Origin of the sequence: Corynebacterium sp. UMB6689 (assembly GCF_030215295.1) — a bacterium.
Taxonomy (GTDB): domain Bacteria; phylum Actinomycetota; class Actinomycetes; order Mycobacteriales; family Mycobacteriaceae; genus Corynebacterium; species Corynebacterium aurimucosum.
This window is the reverse complement of the sequence record NZ_JASOLS010000021.1, coordinates 23,147-41,902: the sequence shown is the minus strand read 5'-3', so window position 1 is coordinate 41,902 and position 18,756 is coordinate 23,147. Positions and strand designations below refer to the sequence as shown.

13 protein-coding genes are annotated in these 18,756 nt (G+C 59.9%); all 13 read right to left on the bottom strand.

Annotated features, from left to right (window positions below; translation table 11 throughout):
* Positions 1 to 2,589 (bottom strand): YPDG domain-containing protein (locus QP363_RS10780; protein WP_284764551.1); only part of this gene is annotated, 2,589 nt, incomplete at its 3' end.
* A gap of 340 nt (positions 2,590 to 2,929) precedes the next feature.
* A complete protein-coding gene (locus tag QP363_RS10775; protein WP_284764549.1) occupies positions 2,930 to 3,556 on the bottom strand; it encodes an ECF transporter S component in 627 nt (208 codons plus the stop codon).
* 206 nt (positions 3,557 to 3,762) lie between these two features.
* Positions 3,763 to 7,758, bottom strand: a complete 3,996-nt coding sequence (locus tag QP363_RS10770; protein WP_284764547.1) for a DNA-directed RNA polymerase subunit beta' — start codon at positions 7,756 to 7,758, stop codon at positions 3,763 to 3,765.
* A 103-nt stretch (positions 7,759 to 7,861) separates the two neighbouring features.
* Positions 7,862 to 11,341, bottom strand: coding sequence for a DNA-directed RNA polymerase subunit beta (locus QP363_RS10765; RefSeq protein ID WP_070448029.1), 3,480 nt, complete (start codon positions 11,339 to 11,341; stop codon positions 7,862 to 7,864).
* 277 nt (positions 11,342 to 11,618) lie between these two features.
* Positions 11,619 to 12,575 carry a DUF3068 domain-containing protein gene (locus QP363_RS10760; protein WP_216382057.1) on the bottom strand — a complete coding sequence of 319 codons (957 nt, stop codon included), beginning with the start codon at positions 12,573 to 12,575 and terminating at the stop codon, positions 11,619 to 11,621.
* Between the two features lie 117 nt (positions 12,576 to 12,692).
* On the bottom strand, positions 12,693 to 13,037 hold the full coding sequence (locus tag QP363_RS10755; protein ID WP_186312136.1) for a HigA family addiction module antitoxin: 345 nt from the start codon (positions 13,035 to 13,037) through the stop codon (positions 12,693 to 12,695).
* Positions 13,015 to 13,248 carry a type II toxin-antitoxin system RelE/ParE family toxin gene (locus tag QP363_RS13735; RefSeq protein ID WP_246815784.1) on the bottom strand — a complete coding sequence of 78 codons (234 nt, stop codon included), beginning with the start codon at positions 13,246 to 13,248 and terminating at the stop codon, positions 13,015 to 13,017. The genes QP363_RS10755 and QP363_RS13735 overlap by 23 nt, the downstream gene beginning before the upstream one ends.
* Before the next feature lie 222 nt (positions 13,249 to 13,470).
* A complete protein-coding gene (gene rplL / locus QP363_RS10745) occupies positions 13,471 to 13,857 on the bottom strand; it encodes a 50S ribosomal protein L7/L12 (protein ID WP_046647762.1) in 387 nt (128 codons plus the stop codon).
* An 86-nt stretch (positions 13,858 to 13,943) separates the two neighbouring features.
* Complete coding sequence (gene rplJ, locus QP363_RS10740) at positions 13,944 to 14,465, bottom strand: 50S ribosomal protein L10 (RefSeq protein ID WP_070644693.1); 522 nt, start codon at positions 14,463 to 14,465, stop codon at positions 13,944 to 13,946.
* A 339-nt stretch (positions 14,466 to 14,804) separates the two neighbouring features.
* Positions 14,805 to 15,599 carry an ABC transporter ATP-binding protein gene (locus QP363_RS10735; protein WP_284764540.1) on the bottom strand — a complete coding sequence of 265 codons (795 nt, stop codon included), beginning with the start codon at positions 15,597 to 15,599 and terminating at the stop codon, positions 14,805 to 14,807.
* Positions 15,600 to 15,606: 7 nt separating this feature from the next.
* Positions 15,607 to 16,659 (bottom strand): iron chelate uptake ABC transporter family permease subunit, encoded by a 1,053-nt coding sequence (locus tag QP363_RS10730; protein ID WP_284764538.1) that lies wholly within the window; start codon positions 16,657 to 16,659, stop codon positions 15,607 to 15,609.
* A complete protein-coding gene (locus tag QP363_RS10725; RefSeq protein WP_284764537.1) occupies positions 16,656 to 17,723 on the bottom strand; it encodes an iron ABC transporter permease in 1,068 nt (355 codons plus the stop codon). Before QP363_RS10725 ends, QP363_RS10730 begins: the two co-directional genes overlap by 4 nt.
* Positions 17,724 to 18,668 carry an ABC transporter substrate-binding protein gene (locus tag QP363_RS10720; RefSeq protein ID WP_284764536.1) on the bottom strand — a complete coding sequence of 315 codons (945 nt, stop codon included), beginning with the start codon at positions 18,666 to 18,668 and terminating at the stop codon, positions 17,724 to 17,726.
* Positions 18,669 to 18,756 lie beyond the last annotated feature (88 nt).

Below are 18,756 nucleotides of genomic sequence, written 5' to 3'. Positions count from 1 at the left end.
AACCGAACCACCGGTATTCGGAATCTCAACCGGCTTATCCGGAGTAGTCGAAGTGTTATCCCAATCAGGGTTCTTCGTTCCCGGCTCTAGCGGAGTAGCAGGGAACTCGCCCTTATCCTTAGGGTTAGTGCCCTTATCCTTCTCATCCTCATCGGAGACGCCATCACCATCGTCGTCATCATCCTTGGAGTCAGGTGTGCCGTCACCATCGGTATCCAGCTCGAACTTCGCCTTAGCGTCATCCTTAGAGCCATCCGGATACTCAACAGTTACCGGAACCTCAAATTCCTCAACCGTATCCTTATTGAGCTTGTCCTTATCCACGGTCACAGTCACATCACCGGTATCCGGATCAACCTCGACCGTGTAGCCCTCCGGAGCGGTGAAATTACCCGGAATCGAGAACTCAGACCCTTCCGGTGTATCGACCGTCTTATCGGTGACGTTACCTTCAGAATCCTCCTCCTTGAAGGTCGGCTTAGAAACAGCCGGCTTCTCCGGCGTCACAGCCACATCCCCATAAGAAGGCTCAACAGTAGCACTAGTGGTATCCTCCGCCGGATCCAGCGGAGTCATCGGAAACTCGCCCTTATCCTTAGGGTTAGTGCCCTTATCCTTCTCATCCTCATCGGAGACGCCATCACCATCGTCGTCATCATCCTTGGAGTCAGGTGTGCCGTCACCATCGGTATCCAGCTCGAACTTCGCCTTAGCGTCATCCTTAGAGCCATCCGGATACTCAACAGTTACCGGAACCTCAAATTCCTCAACCGTATCCTTATTGAGCTTCTCCGGGTCAGCATCAACCGTCACCTTGCCAGTTGACTCGTCGATGTCGACGGTGTAGCCCTCCGGAACCTTGAAATCATCCGGAATCGAGAACTTAGACCCTTCTGGGGTCTTGACGGTCTCGTCAGTGACGTTGCCGTTTTCGTCCTGCTTCTTAAACGTAGGCTCAGACTCTACCGGGGTACCCGGGACAACCTTCTTGCCCCCGTACTCCGGCTCGAGTTCTTCAGCATAAGGCTTATCCGTTACCACGAAAGAGTCAGCAGCAATCACCGTATTATCACCGGTGACAAACTCAGCGGTGAAAACATCGCCCTTAACCGCGTCCTCAGGAACGACAAATACACACTTATTAGCCTCTGCCTCAGAAGTGATGCCCTCACAGGTCTTGAATTCCTCGCCGTTCTTCTTCCAAACGATCTTGTTAGGAGTTACAGGGAACGGCCCCTTGACATCCAAAGCCGGCGTGTCGCCTGCGCGAGCAGGGTTCTCGGTCATGTCGTAGTTGGTGATATCCAGCGACACGTTATGCCTAGGCACCAGCGCAAAGTTCACATTGTACCACATTGGGTTAGCAACCAGGTTTTGCGCGGCAATTGGGTTGGGGTTACGCGCGCCGTTTGCCGTTGGGCTCTGGTACAGAGGCAGACGCCAACCTGAGTAGCCGATCATAGGCTTACCATCAGGGGACTCTACATGGGCGTAGAGGTATTTCTTCGACTCGTTCGTCAGCTTCCCATCCGAGAACTTGACCGAGTAGTAACCATCCTCTCCAACCTTGGTGGTTACCGTCTCTGCGATGTACTCTGGGTGCTCCTCTAGCAGCTGCTTCGCGGCAGCCTGCTGTTGCGCCAGCGGAAGAGTCTCAACCTTTGCCGCATATTCTCCGATGCCCTCTGGTGTGAGAACACTCATCACCACGTTGAAACCGGCAGCAGCAACATCGCTACCAGTCATATCCGGCCCGTCAACGCGAACGTCGCGAGTCTCAAGCCAGACACGTCCACCCACGTGGTTCTTCATGCCGAGGTTGCCTGATTGGTTCGGCAGGGTTTCCTCTGTATCCTTTACCCACTCCGCCTTTGGCTTATGCATATAAGAGGTATCCCCCTCATTCTGCATTAAGACCGAAGTGCGCTGCATGTTGGTGCCGATAGTATTCCATGCTCCTTGCTGGCTAGCACCAGCCGAATTCCTGAAGGCACCAGGGAAGAATCCACCAACCTGTCGGAAAGGAACAACTGTCGCACCGTTGCGCTCATCAGTAAAAGGGTTGATCCAAAGCTTGTAATACTGCTTAGCACTAGCAGTATAGGTGTGGTCCTTACCGTGAACATCCGTCCACGGCTCGCGCAAATCGAATGCATACGCACCTGGGCCCGCCTGAGAGGTCTTGTCGCTGCTCAGTTGGTTGGAGGTCTTTGCAGAATATACCGGGGAAACAGCACCATCTTTATCAATCCACTGCATGTAAACAGTGGTTCCTTCCGGTACTGGAAGGTTTCCTGCATCGGTTGGACCAAAGCCCGACCCATCATCGATGTAGGCGCGACCAGACAATGTCGACTTTGCGTTTGTCATGTCGGTTGCAGAACCAATGTATCCATTGGCGATGGCATCTGCCTCAATCACATTAGCGTTGGAAGCAGGCGCATCAGACTCCTGTGCCTGAGCTACTGCAGCGGTCTGTGGGGACGCGATTGGATGTACGAAGGGCGCAACCATCGCCACGGAGAGCGCTGCGGCTGCAATCGTCGTACCGCGACGACGAGCGGAACCATTAAAACTCTTCAAATTCATGAAGAATCCTTTCATGAGAACAATTAGGGAATGGGTCAACTGCTGTCCTAGGTCAGATTTCGAAGCCTCTTAAGCATTCCTGAAGGCAGACTGGACTCAAGCTGAGACGTTACCCCCCCCGCCACTCTCCGCAAGAGCTAAATTCGCTTGCGGTTAACGTTGTCCATGCATGTCACAGGTATTCCGACTCCTAAAACCTGTAAATCTGCAGGCCACAGCCGGTTCCAATGTTCATGGCGTTCACGGGTTTCCTTAGGTTGGGAATTCAGGACTTAAATAAGTTTCCCGCCAGTCCCCTTCTTGAGGGGGACTGGCGGGGGTATCAACCTGAGGTTCAAACCTAAGAAGTTTTATAGAACGCCGACCGCACCGCTATGGCGAGTAGGTAGGACACCGGCGCCACGGTCACGATGGTAACGAGGAACTGAATAACTTCGGCGCGGAACTGAATCGCGGCATCACCGGGAGCGAGGTCGCGGGTGACGAAGGTGGCGATTCCGGTAACTAACACAGCCGCAGCGCCAGCGAGTGCCCCGCTGAGAATAGTGAAGCGCGTGTATTTGAAGGCGAAAAAGGCCGCTTCCGTGACCAAGCCCGTCGCGATGATTGTTGGCCACCCCAACTGATCAAAGCTCCCAACCAACGCACGGCACAAAATAACGGTCATGACATAGCCCACGAAGGCCGCACCCGGCTTGCGGGTGGTCAAGGCCGCGCACAGAGCACCCATAAACTGCAGCACCCATAAGGCAGAGAGTAGAACCATCAGATTCTCCCAACTGAGGGGCATATCCTCCCCCTCTGCCACTCGTTGAAAAATCGCTGCTTTGCCCCACAGCAGCAATGCGCCCATGAGGGAGAAACCCATGACAACAAGGGCGTCAATCCCTGTCCATGCCTTGCTGCTTTCGGCAGTCGCGCGCGAGGATGAAGTCGAATCGTGGATTTTCTTGTTGGGCTGGGTCATGGTTACGGCCCTTCTTGATTGGAGTACGGGGTCGATTGAGGCTGGTCTAGTAAAGCTGTTTTTGGCTATGCCGTTAGCGCTATTCTAAGCAAAGCCAAATAATCCCGGATACCAAAAAGACCCGCACCTCTTCCCCACCAGTGTGTGGTGCGTGAAGTGCGGGCTTTTTGGTTTCCCTTTGGTGTTCAAGGGCTAAGGACTAGGTCCTAGAACGTGTAGTCCTCCTCCAGCGGGACGGAAGCGCCGGTGAACTCACCGAAGCCATCGTCGCCGTAGATGGAATCACCGTAGGTCGGGATGGAGTACGCAGCATTGCGTGCGGCCTCAGTCGGCTTCACGCTGATGTTGCGGTAGCGGGAAATACCCGTACCGGCCGGGATCAGCTTACCGATGATGACGTTCTCCTTCAGACCAATGAGCTGATCGGAGCGCTTGTTGATGGCGGCGTCGGTAAGCACGCGCGTGGTCTCCTGGAAGGAGGCAGCGGACAGCCAGGACTCCGTAGCCAGGGAGGCCTTGGTAATACCCATGATCTCACTGCGCAGCTGAGCCGGCTGGCCGCCCTCAGCGACCTGTGCGGCGTTAACCTGCTTGGCCTCAGAGAGGTCAATGAGGTTGCCCGGCAGCAGGTCGGTGGTACCAGCGTCGATGACGGTACCGCGACGCAGCATCTGGCGGATGATGATCTCGATGTGCTTGTCGTGGATGGCCACACCCTGTGCACGGTAGACAGCCTGGACCTCGTCGATGAGGTGCTTCTCCACACCACGGCGGCCGAGGACCTCCAGCACGTCGTGCGGGTCAGCCGCACCACGCATGAGGCGGTCACCGGTGCTGACGTGGTCACCGTCGCGCAGGGAGCGCTCAATCATCGCATCCGGGTTGGACTCCATCGGGCGGCGGACCTGAGCCAGGCCTTGGCGCTTCGACAGCTTCTCGTAAACGACGTTGTCGGAGCCATCATCCGGGGTGATGGTCAGCGTCCAGAAGTTACCCTCATCCGACAGGGAGACGGTGCCGTCGACGGAAGCGATAGGAGCACGGTTCTTCGGGTTACGGGCCTCGAAGAGCTCCTGAACACGCGGCAGACCACCGGTAATATCGCCACCGACACCACCCTGGTGGAAGGTACGCATGGTCAGCTGGGTACCCGGCTCACCAATGGACTGCGCGGCCACGATGCCGACGGCCTCGCCGATATCGACCAGCTGGCCGGAGGCCATGGACTTGCCGTAGCACTTGGCACAGACACCGGCCGGGGTCTGGCAGGTCAGCACGGAGCGGACCTTGATTTCCAGAACACCAGCGTTGACGATCGTGCGGCTGAGTTCCTCAGTCAGGTCGGTGCCTGCCTCAGCGATGACCTCGCCGTTTTCATCCTTGACGTCGTTAGCCACGACGCGGCCGGAGGCGGAGGTCTCCCACAGCTCGTGCAGGTCGTAGGAGCCAGGGGCAACCTCGACGCCGAGCGGGACGCGCACGCCCTGGCGGGTGCCACAGTCCTCCTCGCGGACGATGACGTCCTGCGCCACGTCCACCAGACGACGGGTGAGGTAGCCGGAGTCAGCGGTACGCAGAGCGGTATCCGCCAGCCCCTTACGGGAACCGTGCGAGTTGTTGAAGTACTCCAGAACCGACAGGCCCTCGCGGAAGGAGGTCTTAATCGGACGGGTGATGTAGTCACCCTTGGAGTTCACAACCATGCCCTTCATGCCGGCCAGGGTCCAGATCTGACGCATGTTACCGGCAGCACCGGACTTCACGATCATCGGAATCGGGTTGTCGTCGGGGTACATCTCCTCGACGGCGTTACCCACGGTGTCCGTGGCATCCTTCCACAGCTCCACCAGGCGGTCGTAGCGCTCGCGCTCGGTCAGGGCACCCTGCTCCCAGTACTTGCGCTCAATGCGCTCTGCTTCCTTCTCATAAGACTCGAGGACCTCGGTCTTGTTCGGCAGAACCAGAACGTCGTGCATGGTGATGGTCACGCCGGAACGGGTGGACCAGTAGAAGCCCGCGTCCTTCATCTTGTCCAGAACCTGGGCAACGGTGATCATCGGGTACTTCGCGGCGAGGTCATTAATGACGTCACCCAGCAGCATCTTGTTGCCGGCGCCGCCCTTACGGACCATGACGCCCTCGAGGTACGGGTAGTTCCACGGCAGCAGGTCATTGAACATGATGCGGCCCAGGGTGGTCTCAGCGAGCCAAGCCTGGCCCTTCTGCCAACCATCCGGGAACTGCTCTGCCTCAATGTCTGATGGCGGACGCAGGTGAGAGATGCGCACCTTGATCGGGGCCTGCAGGCCCAGGACACCGCGGTCACGAGCCATGATGGCCTCCGCGTAGGAGGAGTACACGCCCTGCTCCGGACGGTCTTCGGTGGCGGGCTGGTAACGACCCTCACCGCCGATCTCGTCCTCGGCCTTGTCCATGGTGAGGTAGTACAGGCCGGTAACCATATCCAGGCGCGGCATAGCCAGCGGCTTACCGGAGGCCGGGGACAGAATGTTGTTGGAAGCCAACATCAGCACACGTGCCTCAGCCTGTGCCTCGGCGGACAGGGGCAGGTGGACTGCCATCTGGTCACCGTCGAAGTCAGCGTTGAAAGCCTCACAAGCCAACGGGTGCAGCTGAATGGCCTTACCCTCGACGAGCTTCGGCTCGAAGGCCTGGATACCCAGGCGGTGCAGGGTAGGTGCGCGGTTCAGCATCACCGGGTGCTCGGAAATGGCCTCTTCGAGGACGTCCCACACCTCGGAGCGCTGGCGCTCCACCATGCGCTTAGCGGACTTGATGTTTTGCGCGTAGTCGTTTTCCACGAGGCGCTTCATGACGAAGGGCTTAAACAGCTCCAGTGCCATGAGCTTCGGCAGACCACACTCGTGCAGCTTGAGCTGCGGACCAACGATAATCACGGAACGGCCGGAGTAGTCCACGCGCTTACCCAGCAGGTTCTGGCGGAAGCGGCCCTGCTTACCCTTGAGCAGGTCAGACAGGGACTTCAGCGGGCGGTTACCCGGGCCGGTGACCGGACGGCCGCGACGGCCGTTGTCGAAGAGCGCGTCAACGGACTCCTGCAGCATGCGCTTCTCGTTGTTCACAATGATCTCGGGAGCACCGAGGTCGATCATGCGCTTGAGGCGGTTGTTGCGGTTGATCACGCGACGGTAGAGGTCGTTGAGGTCGGAGGTAGCGAAGCGGCCACCGTCCAGCTGCACCATCGGGCGCAGCTCCGGCGGGATCACCGGGATAGCATCCAGGACCATACCGGCCGGGTCATTGCCCGAGCGCAGGAAGGCTGCAACAACCTTCAGGCGCTTAAGGGCACGCATCTTCTTCTGGCCCTTGCCGTTGTTAATGATCTCCTTGAGCTCCTCGGCCTCAGCCTCGAGGTCGAAGTTGCGGATCAGGGTCTGGATAGCCTCAGCACCCATGCCGCCGGTGAAGTAATCCTCGTAGCGGTCAACCAGCTCTTCGTAGATGGTCTCATCGATGATCATCTGCTTCGGAGCCAGCTTGATGAAGGTATTCCAGATTTCATCGAGGCGAGCAACCTCGCGCTCACCGCGCTCGCGGATGTGCTGCATCTCCTTGTCGGCAGCGTTCTGGACCTTGCGGCGGGCGTCGGCCTTAGCGCCGACGGCCTCCAGCTCGGCCAGATCCTGCTCGAGCTTGGCAGCGCGCTCAGCGATCTCTGCCTCGACGTCATCCTCCACGTCCTTCTTCTCCAGCAGCATTTCTGCTTCCAGAGTGGACTGGTCATTGTGGCGAGCTTCCTCGTCCACGGAGGTGATGATGTTGGCGGCGAAGTAGATGATGCGCTCAAGGTCCTTCGGAGCCAGGTCCAGCAGGTAGCCCAGGCGGGAAGGAACGCCCTTGAAGTACCAGATGTGGGTAACCGGCGCGGCCAGCTCGATGTGACCCATGCGCTCACGGCGCACCTTGGACTTGGTCACCTCGACGCCACAGCGCTCACAGATGATGCCCTTGTAGCGCACGCGCTTGTACTTACCGCAGGCACACTCCCAGTCACGGGTCGGGCCGAAGATGCGCTCACAGAAGAGGCCGTCCTTCTCCGGCTTGAGGGTGCGGTAATTAATGGTTTCGGGTTTCTTGACCTCGCCCTTGGACCAGCGACGGATGTCCTCTGCGGTGGCCAGCCCGATGCGGAGCTCGTCGAAGAGATTTACGTCAAACACGTAATGTCTCCCTTTCATCCCCCGTCAGGGGGAAGTTGATGGCTTTGAATGTAGGTGGTGTTTCGTTATGCCCGCCGCTGTTGATAGGCGGCGGACCAAGAAGCTAGGCGATGTCTGCGTCGGAGCGCTCGTCGCGGGACAGGTTAATGCCCAGGGACGGAGCGCCGTCCATGTCGTCATCGTCGGAGCCGGACAGTTCCATCGGGGTGCCGTCGGTGGAGAGAACCTCCACGTTCAGGCAGAGGGACTGCAGCTCCTTGAGGAGGACCTTGAAGGACTCCGGGATGCCCGGATCCGGGATGTTGTCACCCTTGACAATGGCCTCGTAGACCTTGACGCGGCCGACCACGTCATCGGACTTGATGGTCAGAAGCTCCTGCAGGGTGTAGGCAGCGCCGTATGCCTGCATTGCCCACACCTCCATCTCACCGAAGCGCTGGCCACCGAACTGTGCCTTACCACCCAGCGGCTGCTGGGTAATCATGGAGTACGGACCGGTGGAGCGGGCGTGAATCTTCTCGTCGACGAGGTGGTGCAGCTTGAGCATGTACATGTAGCCGACGGAAACCGGGTACAGGTAGGGCTCGCCGGAGCGGCCGTCGAAGAGGCGGGCCTTGCCGTGCTCATCCACCATGACGTCACCATCGCGGTTCGGCTTGGAGGAAGCCAGCAGACGAGAGATCTCCTCGTTGGTGGCACCGTCGAAGACCGGGGTTGCGGTGAGAGACTCCGGCGGGACGTCGTACAGCTCTTCCGGCAGGGTCTTGAGCAGCTCAGCGTTGGCCGGGTCCTCAGTGTCGATCTTCCAACCGGCGTGTGCCAGCCAGCCGAGGTGAACCTCGAGAACCTGGCCGATGTTCATACGACGCGGCACACCGTGGGTGTTGAGGATGATGTCCACCGGGGTGCCATCCTCCATGAACGGCATATCCTCCGGCGGGAGAATCTTGCCCACAACGCCCTTGTTACCGTGGCGGCCGGCGAGCTTATCGCCGTCCTGGATCTTGCGCTTCTGAGCCACGTAGACGCGGATCATTTCGTTGACGCCCGGGGCCAGATCGTCATCATCCTCGCGGGAGAAGCGGGAGACGCCGATGACCTTACCGGTCTCACCGTGCGGCACCTTCATGGAGGTATCGCGCACCTCGCGGGCCTTCTCACCGAAGATGGCGCGCAGGAGGCGCTCCTCCGGGGTCAGCTCGGTCTCACCCTTCGGGGTGACCTTACCTACCAGGATGTCGCCCGCGCGGACGTCAGCACCGATGCGGACGATGCCGCGCTCGTCGAGGTCACGCAGAACGTCATCGGAGACGTTCGGGATCTCGCGGGTGATCTCCTCCGGGCCCAGCTTGGTATCGCGAGCATCGATCTCGTGCTCCTCGATGTGGATCGAGGTGAGGATGTCTTCCTCCACGATGCGCTGGTTGAGGATGATGGCGTCCTCGTAGTTGTGGCCTTCCCACGGCATGAAGGCAACCAGCAGGTTGCGGCCGAGGGACATCTCACCGTTGTGGGTACCGGGGCCGTCGGCAAGCACCTGGCCTGCCTCCACACGGTCACCCAGGGAGACCAGCGGAGTCTGGTTGTAGTTGGTGTTCTGGTTGGTGCGCTCGAACTTGCGCAGCATGTAAGTATCGCGCTGGCCCTCGTCATCCATGATGGTGATGAGGTCCGCGGTGACGTTCTCCACCACGCCCGCCTTTGGGGTGATGATGAGGTCACCAGCATCGTAGGCAGCGCGCTGCTCCATACCGGTGCCCACGTACGGGGCCTCGGAGCGAACCAGCGGCACGGCCTGGCGCTGCATGTTCGCGCCCATGAGCGCACGGTTAGCATCGTCGTGCTCAAGGAACGGAATCATGGCGGTTGCCACGGAGACCATCTGACGCGGGGACACGTCAACGTAGTCCACGCCGGAGGCGTCGGTCACACCGATATCGCCATCCTTGAGGCGGACCTCGATGCGGTCGCCGGTCAGGGTGCCGTCGGCATCCTTCTCAACCTCAGCCTGCGCGATAGCGAAGCGATCCTCTTCATCGGCAGTGAGGTACTCCACCTGGTCGGTGACCTTGCCGTCCACAACCTTGCGGTACGGGGTCTCGATGAAGCCGAAAGCGTTGACACGGGCGTAGGAAGCCAGCGAACCGATCAGGCCAATGTTCGGACCTTCCGGCGTCTCAATCGGGCACATGCGGCCGTAGTGCGAAGCGTGAACGTCTCGCACCTCAATGCCGGCGCGCTCACGGGACAGACCGCCCGGGCCCAGCGCGGACAGGCGGCGCTTGTGGGTCAGGCCGGACAGGGAGTTGTTCTGGTCCATGAACTGCGAGAGCTGGGAGGTACCGAAGAACTCGCGGATGGCAGCAGAAACCGGACGGACGTTGATCAGGGAAGTCGGGGTAATCGACTCGGCGTCCTGGGTGGTCATGCGCTCGCGGACGACGCGCTCCATGCGGGACAGGCCCACGCGGACCTGGTTCTGAATGAGCTCGCCGACGGTACGCAGACGACGGTTACCAAAGTGGTCGATGTCGTCGGTGTGGATGGAGATCATCTCACCGTTCGGGGCCTTCATCTCACGCTCGCCGGCGTGCAGGCGCACGAGGTACTCGAGGGTGACGGCGATGTCTTCCTCGGTCAGGGTCATCAGACCATCGTGGTCTCCGCCCAGGCCGAGCTTGCGGTTGACCTTGTAGCGGCCCACCTTGGCCAGGTCATAGCGCTTGGCGCGGAAGAAGGAGTTATCCAGCAGTGCCTGTGCGAGGTCACGCGTGGGCTGCTCGCCTGGGCGCTGCTTGCGGTAGATCTCCAGCAGAGCCTCATCGGTGTTGGCCACGCCATCGGACTCAAGGGTGGACATCATGAGCTCGGAGAAGCCGAAGCGCTCCTTGATCTGCTCTTCGCTCCACCCCAGGGCCTTGAGCAACACGGTGACCGGCTGGCGGCGCTTGCGGTCGATACGAACGCCGACGGTGTCGCGCTTGTCGACGTCAAACTCCAACCATGCACCGCGGGAAGGAATCACCTTCACGGAGTGCAGCGGGCGCTCGGTGGACTTGTCGATGGTCTGGTCGAAGTAGACACCCGGGGAACGCACGAGCTGCGAAACGATAACGCGCTCGGTGCCGTTGACGATGAAGGTGCCCTTATCGGTCATCATCGGGAAGTCGCCGATGAAGACGGTCTGGGACTTAATCTCCTGGGTGTCGTTATTGATGAATTCTGCGGTGACATACAGTGGCGCCGAGTAGTTGATGTCCTTCTCTTTGCACTCGTCCACGGTGTTCTTCACCGGCTCGAAGCGAGGCTCCGACAGGGACAGGGACATGTTGCCCGAGTAATCCTGGATCGGAGAAAGCTCCTCGAGGATATCCTCAAGGCCGCTCGTCACGCGTGCGTCTTCGCCGCGCTCTGCCTGCTCGCGCTCGCGCCACTCGGGGGTGCCGATGAGCCACGCGTAAGAATCGAGTTGTAGATCGAGGAGGCCCGGGACAGCGATAGGCTCGCTGATTTTAGCGAAGGAGTATCGCTTCGGGGCTCCAGGGATGTTGGCCACTGACTTGGTCTGGCGGGAGACTGCCAAGATGGGTCCTTCCAGTACCTCTGGCGGATTGCGGCCCCACCCTGGCCGGTGAGGTGCAAAACCGCTGGTAGATTTAGCATTCGGTCTGCTGTGGAATGACTGGGTTTAGAATGCACAAAATCACCTTGTCAAGTCGGTTTTACCATCACCGCTCGAAAGGCTAAATGTGCACTAAAGATCCAGATTCCAGCGCAACGAAATAGCCTATAGCATAATGGCAGCCTTGTAAAGGCGAAACGTGCCGTCGGCGTGTCGCTGCGGAGATTCGCACGCGCGGCTAGCGAGAGTGACGGCTGGCGGGACGGCGGAAAGCGCCCAGCGCTCCGAGCAGCACCAGAAGGGCGCCGATGCCGACGCCACCCCAGCGCACCCACTGCCCCACAGCACTCCGCGGGAAGCGCTCTGCTTGCTGGAGCAGCTCCGCGCGGGATTCCTCATCAGTGGCACCGTTGAAGGCGAACTGCACCTCGCGCTCGTTGCCCTCGCGGTCGGCCCAGTAGTCCTTGATATCGACGTCCATGCCCACGACGAGTCCGGTGGCTTGGTCTACAAAGAGGTCCCGGGTTGCGGCGTGGAAGAGGTAGCCCTGCTCGGTGGAGCCATCTTCATTGCTCAGCGTGGTAGTCGTGTTCCCGGCATAAAGGGTAGCCACATTGGTGGGCTCAACCTCCTGGTGGTAGCGGTAGACCGTGCGACCATCGATGTCGAGGGATTCCTCAAAGACGGCATCCGCTGCCTTGCGCAGGACCGGGTCAAAGACCGGGTAGGTGGTCTGCTCGGCATCAGCAGGCAGCTTCAGCCAGTAGCCCTCGATTGGGACCTCCGCCGTGGGCGAGCCCATGGTGTGGGAGAGCGCCGCCGGACCCGTGGCCTCACCGCTGAGGCGGTCGACGGGATAATTCCACACGCGCGCAAAGCTTAAGTCCTCCACATTGCCGGTGCCGCCACGGATGGCTGACTCCCCCACCCGCAGCGTCGCCGTGTCCTTGTCCGCCGGGTCCTGGATGTCCAGGTTGAGCTGATAGGTCATCGGCTCCTCGTATTGCGTAACACCCTCTGCGGACAGTGCCTGCCCAGTGGCATTCTCATCCTGCATCGTCCACGTAGTGTCCTTGATATCCAGCGGCAGGCGCGGGCTAAAGCTCAAGAAGCTCGAAGCCGCTAGGCCAGCTGCGATCAGCGCAACGCCAAGGCCGAGCAGGAGGACGGAGAAGATGCGGGACTTGGGCAGCATGGTGGCTTATCCTACCGACTCGTTTGTTCAAAACACATTTCCCTGGAGGGTGCGTTTCAGATTTATGGGGCGCTGCGGGGCGACCCTTACCTCGCATTGAGCGCAAGTTATCTGTTTCTATGAGTGAGAGTCGGCTTCTTCTTTGTGATTCCACGGGACGATGGCGCTGACATCCGTAGTCTGGCGAGCTTTCCACAGATCGTATTCCTCTTGAAGCCCGAGCCAGAACTCCGCGGAATTCCCAAAGTAGGCCGACAAACGCAAAGCCATATCGGCACTGATACCGAGCGCACCGCGAGTGATTTTGGAAACTTGGGAACGAGTAGTGCCAATGTCGTTGGCCAGGCGATACTGGGTGATACCGCAGGGTTTGAGGAATTCTAGGAGAAGGACTTCTCCAGGATGCGGAACGGGAACAACATCAACATGAGTATGCGCGTCAGTGGTAGTCGATAAAGTCAACGTCAACAGCTCCTTCGGGTGTCCACTTGAATATGATGCGCCACTGCGAGTTGACGCGAATTGAGTAGTAACCACCAAGGTCACCCTTGAGCCGCTCCAACCGGTTTGCTGGTGGAATCCGAAGGTCCGTGACATTTACAGACCGCCCAATCATAAGTAACTTGCGGCGCACTACCGAGCGCAATTCCGATGGAATATATCGCGGCGGCACACCATCCTGATGGAACCGCTCGAGACTTCTACGCCGAAATTGCACACTCCAATAGTGTCTCTTTTTGACCCTAGTGTCAAGACTTGACACGAAATGTTTAGAATCCGCCGGGCCATCGGGGTTCCGGCAAAACGGGAACAACCCCGCACCGCAGGAAAGCGGAACGGGGTTGTTGGCGCGCAGCGAGTGTGCTGCGCAGGAAAGCTGAGTAATTCAGGTGAATTACTTGAGCTCGACGGAAGCGCCAGCCTCTTCGAGCTTAGCCTTAGCAGCGTCAGCGTCGTCCTTGGAAGCACCCTCGAGGATAGCCTTCGGAGCACCCTCAACGAGCTCCTTAGCTTCCTTCAGGCCCAGGCCGGAGACGATCTCGCGGACAGCCTTAATAACGCCGATCTTCTTAGCGCCAGCGTCGGTCAGAACGACGTCAAACTCGGTCTTCTCTTCCTCAGCGGCACCGCCGGCAGCCGGGGCACCAGCAGCAACAGCAGCAACCGGAGCGGCGGCCTCAACGTCGAAGACCTCCTCGAACTCCTTGACGAACTCGGAGAGCTCGATGAGGGTCATTTCCTTGAAAGCTTCAATGAGCTCGTCCTTGGTGAGCTTAGCCATGATTGGCATCCTTTCTCATTGTTCCTGGCCGCGCTAGGCAGCCAGATAAGTGTGTGTGTTTAAGTTGTGCGCCTGTAAGTGGCGTCTTAAGCTTCCGCAGCTTTCTTGTCCTGCAGGGCCGCAGCGGTGCGGACCATCTTGGTTGCAGGAGCGTTGAATACGGCGGCAGCCTTTGCCATAGAACCCTTCATGGCGCCAGCCAGCTTTGCGAGGGTGGTCTCGCGGTTGTCCAGCTTGGCGATGGCCTCAACCTGGTCGGCAGACAGAGCGTTGCCGTCCATGTAGCCACCCTTGATAACGAGTGCCTTGTTGTCATCAGCGAACTTGGTGATGACCTTCGCAGCATCCACTGCCTCGCCCTTGATGAACGCAATAGCGGTCGGGCCAGTCAGGTGCTCGTCAAGACCCTCGATGCCAGCTTCGTTGGCAGCGATCTTGAAAAGGGTGTTCTTGGCGACGGAGTACTCAACGTCAAAGCCGAGGTTGGTACGCAGCTCCTGGAGCTGACCCACGGTCAGGCCACGGTACTCGGTAAGCACGATGGAGTTTGCACCCTCGAGCTTCTCCTTCAGTGCCGCCAGGTCTGCGGTGTTCTTCGGGTTTGCCATTTTCTACTTCGCCTCCTTTCGAAACATCTCTTGTGTTTTCCGCCGGGGCCTCTCCCACCTCGGTTGTCGTTAACGACAACCGAAATAACAAAAGCCCCGTGCAAGAGCACAGGGCGCGCGCGGAAATCCGCGCTCATTCGCAAAGTGTCTCCTGCGTGGGCCGCCCTCTAGGATGAGGAACCTTCGATCCGGGTATCCGGATGACCGACGGTCTTCGGTGAACTTTGACTCGGCCTCAGCGGGCCGTTCAAACTTCGCTAGGTACTTTACAACCCGACCTTCCACAACTCCAAATCGCTCCGCTGGGAGTTTCCTACTCGAGCTCGTGTATGAGCATGTCTAGTCACCGAGCACCCCACGCGGAACGATAACCGGAGAGTCACCTCGCGGGTCATCCCAGATTTCCACATCGATGCCATAAGCGGCTGCCAGCACGTCTTTCCGCAACGCTTGGCGGGGAGCTCCCTGCGCGATGACCTCGCCATTGTTCATGACCACCATGGTGTCGGAGTACTGACCGGCCAACATGAGATCGTGCAACACGACGACGACTGTTTTCCCCGAGTCGGCTTGTTTGCGCACGAGCTCTAAAACGCTAATGGCGTGGGCTGGGTCGAGGAAGGTGGTGGGTTCGTCGAGAAGCAGCACCGGCGTGTCCTGCGCCAAAGCAAGCGCCAGCCACACGCGCTGGCGTTGGCCGCCCGAGAGCGCCGCGATGTCACGGTCGATGAAGTCCGTAATGCCCGTCTCCACGCAGGCCTGCGCGATGATGTCGCGGTCCTTCGCGGACAGGCCCCGACCACGGCCCAGGTGCGGGTAGCGGCCGCGCGCCACGAGCTCGCCCACCCGCAGCCCATCCGGCGCCGTCGGCTGCTGCGGCAAAAGCGCCACGTGGGCAGCTGCTTCTTTCGGGCTCATGGCGTGCACGTCTAGCTCGCCGATGTGCACGCGCCCCAGCCGCGGGCGAAGAATCTTGGACAAGGTCTTCAGCAACGTGGACTTACCGCAGCCATTAGGGCCAATAAGCGTGGTGATTTCACCCGGGCGAGCCACCAGTTCAACGCCGGACAGGATATCTTCCCCGTCCTTATAGCCGGCATGAATACCGGTGGCCGTAATTTCTCTGTCTTTCACAAGCTTTTTATCCTCTCCGCCGTGCGGCGTTCCACACCAAGATGACTAGGGCACAACCTCCGATGATGGAGGAGACAGCGCCCACGGGAGCGTCCATCGGCAGCATTCCAGCAATGACAGCGCACACACTCAACAAGGCGGCTCCGGCAGCGCAGGATACTAGGGGCACCGGCGTGGGCGTGCGGGCAACAATGCGCCCCACATGCGGGGCCAGAAGCGCGATGAAACCAATGGGACCGGCCACGGATACGGTCACCGCGCAGATGCCCGTAGCTGCGACCAACAGGAGCGCGCGTGTTCGCGTGATGTTAACCCCGAGGGAAAGAGCCGAGAGATCATCATGTGCGAGGAGCGGCAACTCCCGAGCACGCCACAGGCCAAGCACCACAAAAGGAGTCAACCCCACGAGCAAAGGAAGAATGACTTCCATCCGCACGAAACCCGTGGTTCCCGCCAGCCACAGCTGCGATTGCGCCGCGCGGAGGAGCTCAGCTGCGCGCAAGAGATACGCCACCAGCGCTTGAAACAGCAGGGAGAGCGCGATTCCGACGATGACGATGCGGTTGCTCGTGCCGATTCCCCCAAGTGCCACCAGCAGGATGGCTGCTAGCACGGCACCCAGCAACGCGAGCCCAGCCCGCCACCAGAACATGGAGAGCCCGTCGGCAAGCAGCGGCCGGGAGACTACCGTTCCGAGGACCACCATGACGGACGCGCCACCAGTCACGCCAAGAATGTCGGGCGAGGCCAGCGGATTGCGTGACATTGACTGCGTCCACGACCCCGCCAGTCCGAGCGCGGCACCCACAATGAGGGTCGCTAGAGCTACCGGCATGCGAAAGTCCCAGACAACGCGAATTTCGCTACGGCTTCCCCCGCCATTGAGAATCTCCAGGACCCGCCCCGGACTCAAGGCCACAGGCCCCTGACCCAAAAGGAGGACATAGGAGCTTGCTGCGACCAGAACAAAGAAGCAGGTCGCTGCCCATATCCATGTCCGGCGCTGCCGCTCTTGGGAACGCAGTTGCTTGACGACGTCCCCCTTCTGCAACCCCCTCATAGCTTGTGCTCCCCACGGTGTACTGCCCAGATGAGAAATGGTGCGCCCACAAAGGCCAAGACGATGGACATCTCCAGCTCAGAGGGACCCGCGATGAGGCGGCCCAGAATATCTGCAGCGAGTACGGAGCAACCACCGAGCAATGCGGCAGGAGCAATCATCGCGGTAACTTCTGGCCCCGTGAACCGCCGCAGCAGATGGGGGATAGCGAATCCGACGAAAGCAATGGGCCCCGTCGCCGCGGTAGCGCATCCTGCTAGGACAACGATGCTCAAGACAGCACCGCGCCGCGTCAGCGTGGGCGAGCCACCTAAAGCAACCGAGGATTCCTCCCCCATTGCCAGAAGATCGAGCGGGCGCGCCACACGTGCGGCGATGATAAACCCGATGAGCAATCCGGCACCTGCGATGGCGACATCCTCCGGGCCGCGCCCAAACGTGGAGCCGATGGTCCACCGGCGCATGCTGTCGAGGACATCCGTGGAGTACAGACCGATCAGCATGGCGCCAGAGCTCAAGGCGGCAGCAACGCCTGCGCCGACTAGAACCAGCGTCAGGGGATCCTGAAACCTGCGGGACACGCCCAGCACTAATGCCGTGGCTAAGCCAGCGCCGAGGAGGGCGAGCGCGGTCCGCATTCCGGTTGAGGTGGCGACACCTAGCGCCGTCCCGAGGGCAACCAGGAACGAGGCTCCCGCGGTGATACCGATGAAGCCCGGATCGGCCAGGGGATTTCTAGTCCAGGACTGGGCGATTACACCCGATACCGCGATGGCCGCACCAGCAAAGTAGGCCACGAACGTGCGGGGAATACGCAAATCCCACACGATGTTCTCGATATCTGCTTCGCCTCCGCGGAGGAGCGCAGACAACAGATCCGGCAGCGGAATAGCCCTCGAGCCCACCGCCAATGAGCACAGCAAAAGGAGGAGGGTCGACACAACTAGGGCCGTGGTGAGCAGTGCGCGGCTTCTCCCCCGCGAATCCAATGCGGCTGTCTCACCGCCGTGGCGCGCACCCGCAGCACCGTGGATAGCCTCAGCCTTCCTCGGTAATGCGAGCACTTAAAGCTTCTCTTCGAACTTGTCGACGGCCCACGGAATAGTCAGCGGATTTGGCATGCTCATCGCATTGCCGGTGTCCGTGTCCAGGTAGCGAACACGGCCATCCTTGACCACGTCGAGGCCCTGGAACGTGGAGTCCTTCTTGAGTTCATCGGCCGCGCCGTTGTAATCCAAGACGAACAGGTAGTCCACGTTGTTGAGCTGGGAGTAGTTTTCCGGGGCATAGTCCACGAAGAAGCTGGAACCATCACCCTGCAGTTCCTGCGGAATGCCAAAGCCGAGGTTCTCAATGAACTGGCCGCGGCCGTCTTCTGCTGTGTAGAGGCCCAGCTTCCCGTCATAGGGCATGACGATAGCTGCGCGCTTGCCCTGCAGCTCCGGGTGGGAGTCCTTGAACTGCTCAAAGGCGTCCTCTGCTTGGTCAATGAGCTTCTCCCCCTCCTCTTCCTTATCCACGGCAGAGGCGATGGTCTTAACTTGCTCCTCCCAGGGAATCTGCCAGTCTTCGAAACCTTCGGGCTTCACGGTCAGCGGGGCGATATCCTCGAGGGATTTCTTCGCCTCCTGATCCACAGCTTGGTTCACGGCGATGATCTGCGTGGGATCCGAGGCCGTGACCTGTTCAAGAACCTCTGCCGTGAAACCGGAAGCGGTGTTATAAATCACCTCGGGCTGGGCGTCACCCAAAAGTTCCTTCGCCCATGGGCCAACGCCGGAGCCATCACCGTCGCCTTGCGAACCCCAGGGTGCTACGGCAACCGGAGTGATTCCGAGTGCCAGCACGGTATCGGCATCACCGAGCCCCAGGCTGGCAACGCGCACCTCCTCAGCACTGTCCGCACCCGCACTGTCCTCGCCACTTCCGCGCGAGCACCCCGCTAAAGCAATCGCTGCCGCTGAGACAATAGCGAGCACTGCTTTCGCGCGCCGGTTGATAGCAACCATGGAATGAACCTTTCCTTCACAGGGAAGCGGCACGCACATTAACGCGCCCCCTAACTTATTTGAGGCTAGCCTAACCTGCGCGTTATGA

Coding starts and splice junctions, on each gene's coding strand:
- rplJ (WP_070644693.1), bottom strand. CDS start 14,465: ATGGCAAACCCGAAGAACACCGCAGACCTGGCGGCACTGAAGGAGAAG.
- QP363_RS10775 (WP_284764549.1), bottom strand. CDS start 3,556: ATGACCCAGCCCAACAAGAAAATCCACGATTCGACTTCATCCTCGCGC.
- QP363_RS10730 (WP_284764538.1), bottom strand. CDS start 16,659: ATGAGGGGGTTGCAGAAGGGGGACGTCGTCAAGCAACTGCGTTCCCAA.
- QP363_RS10720 (WP_284764536.1), bottom strand. CDS start 18,668: ATGGTTGCTATCAACCGGCGCGCGAAAGCAGTGCTCGCTATTGTCTCA.
- rplL (WP_046647762.1), bottom strand. CDS start 13,857: ATGGCTAAGCTCACCAAGGACGAGCTCATTGAAGCTTTCAAGGAAATG.
- QP363_RS10760 (WP_216382057.1), bottom strand. CDS start 12,575: ATGCTGCCCAAGTCCCGCATCTTCTCCGTCCTCCTGCTCGGCCTTGGC.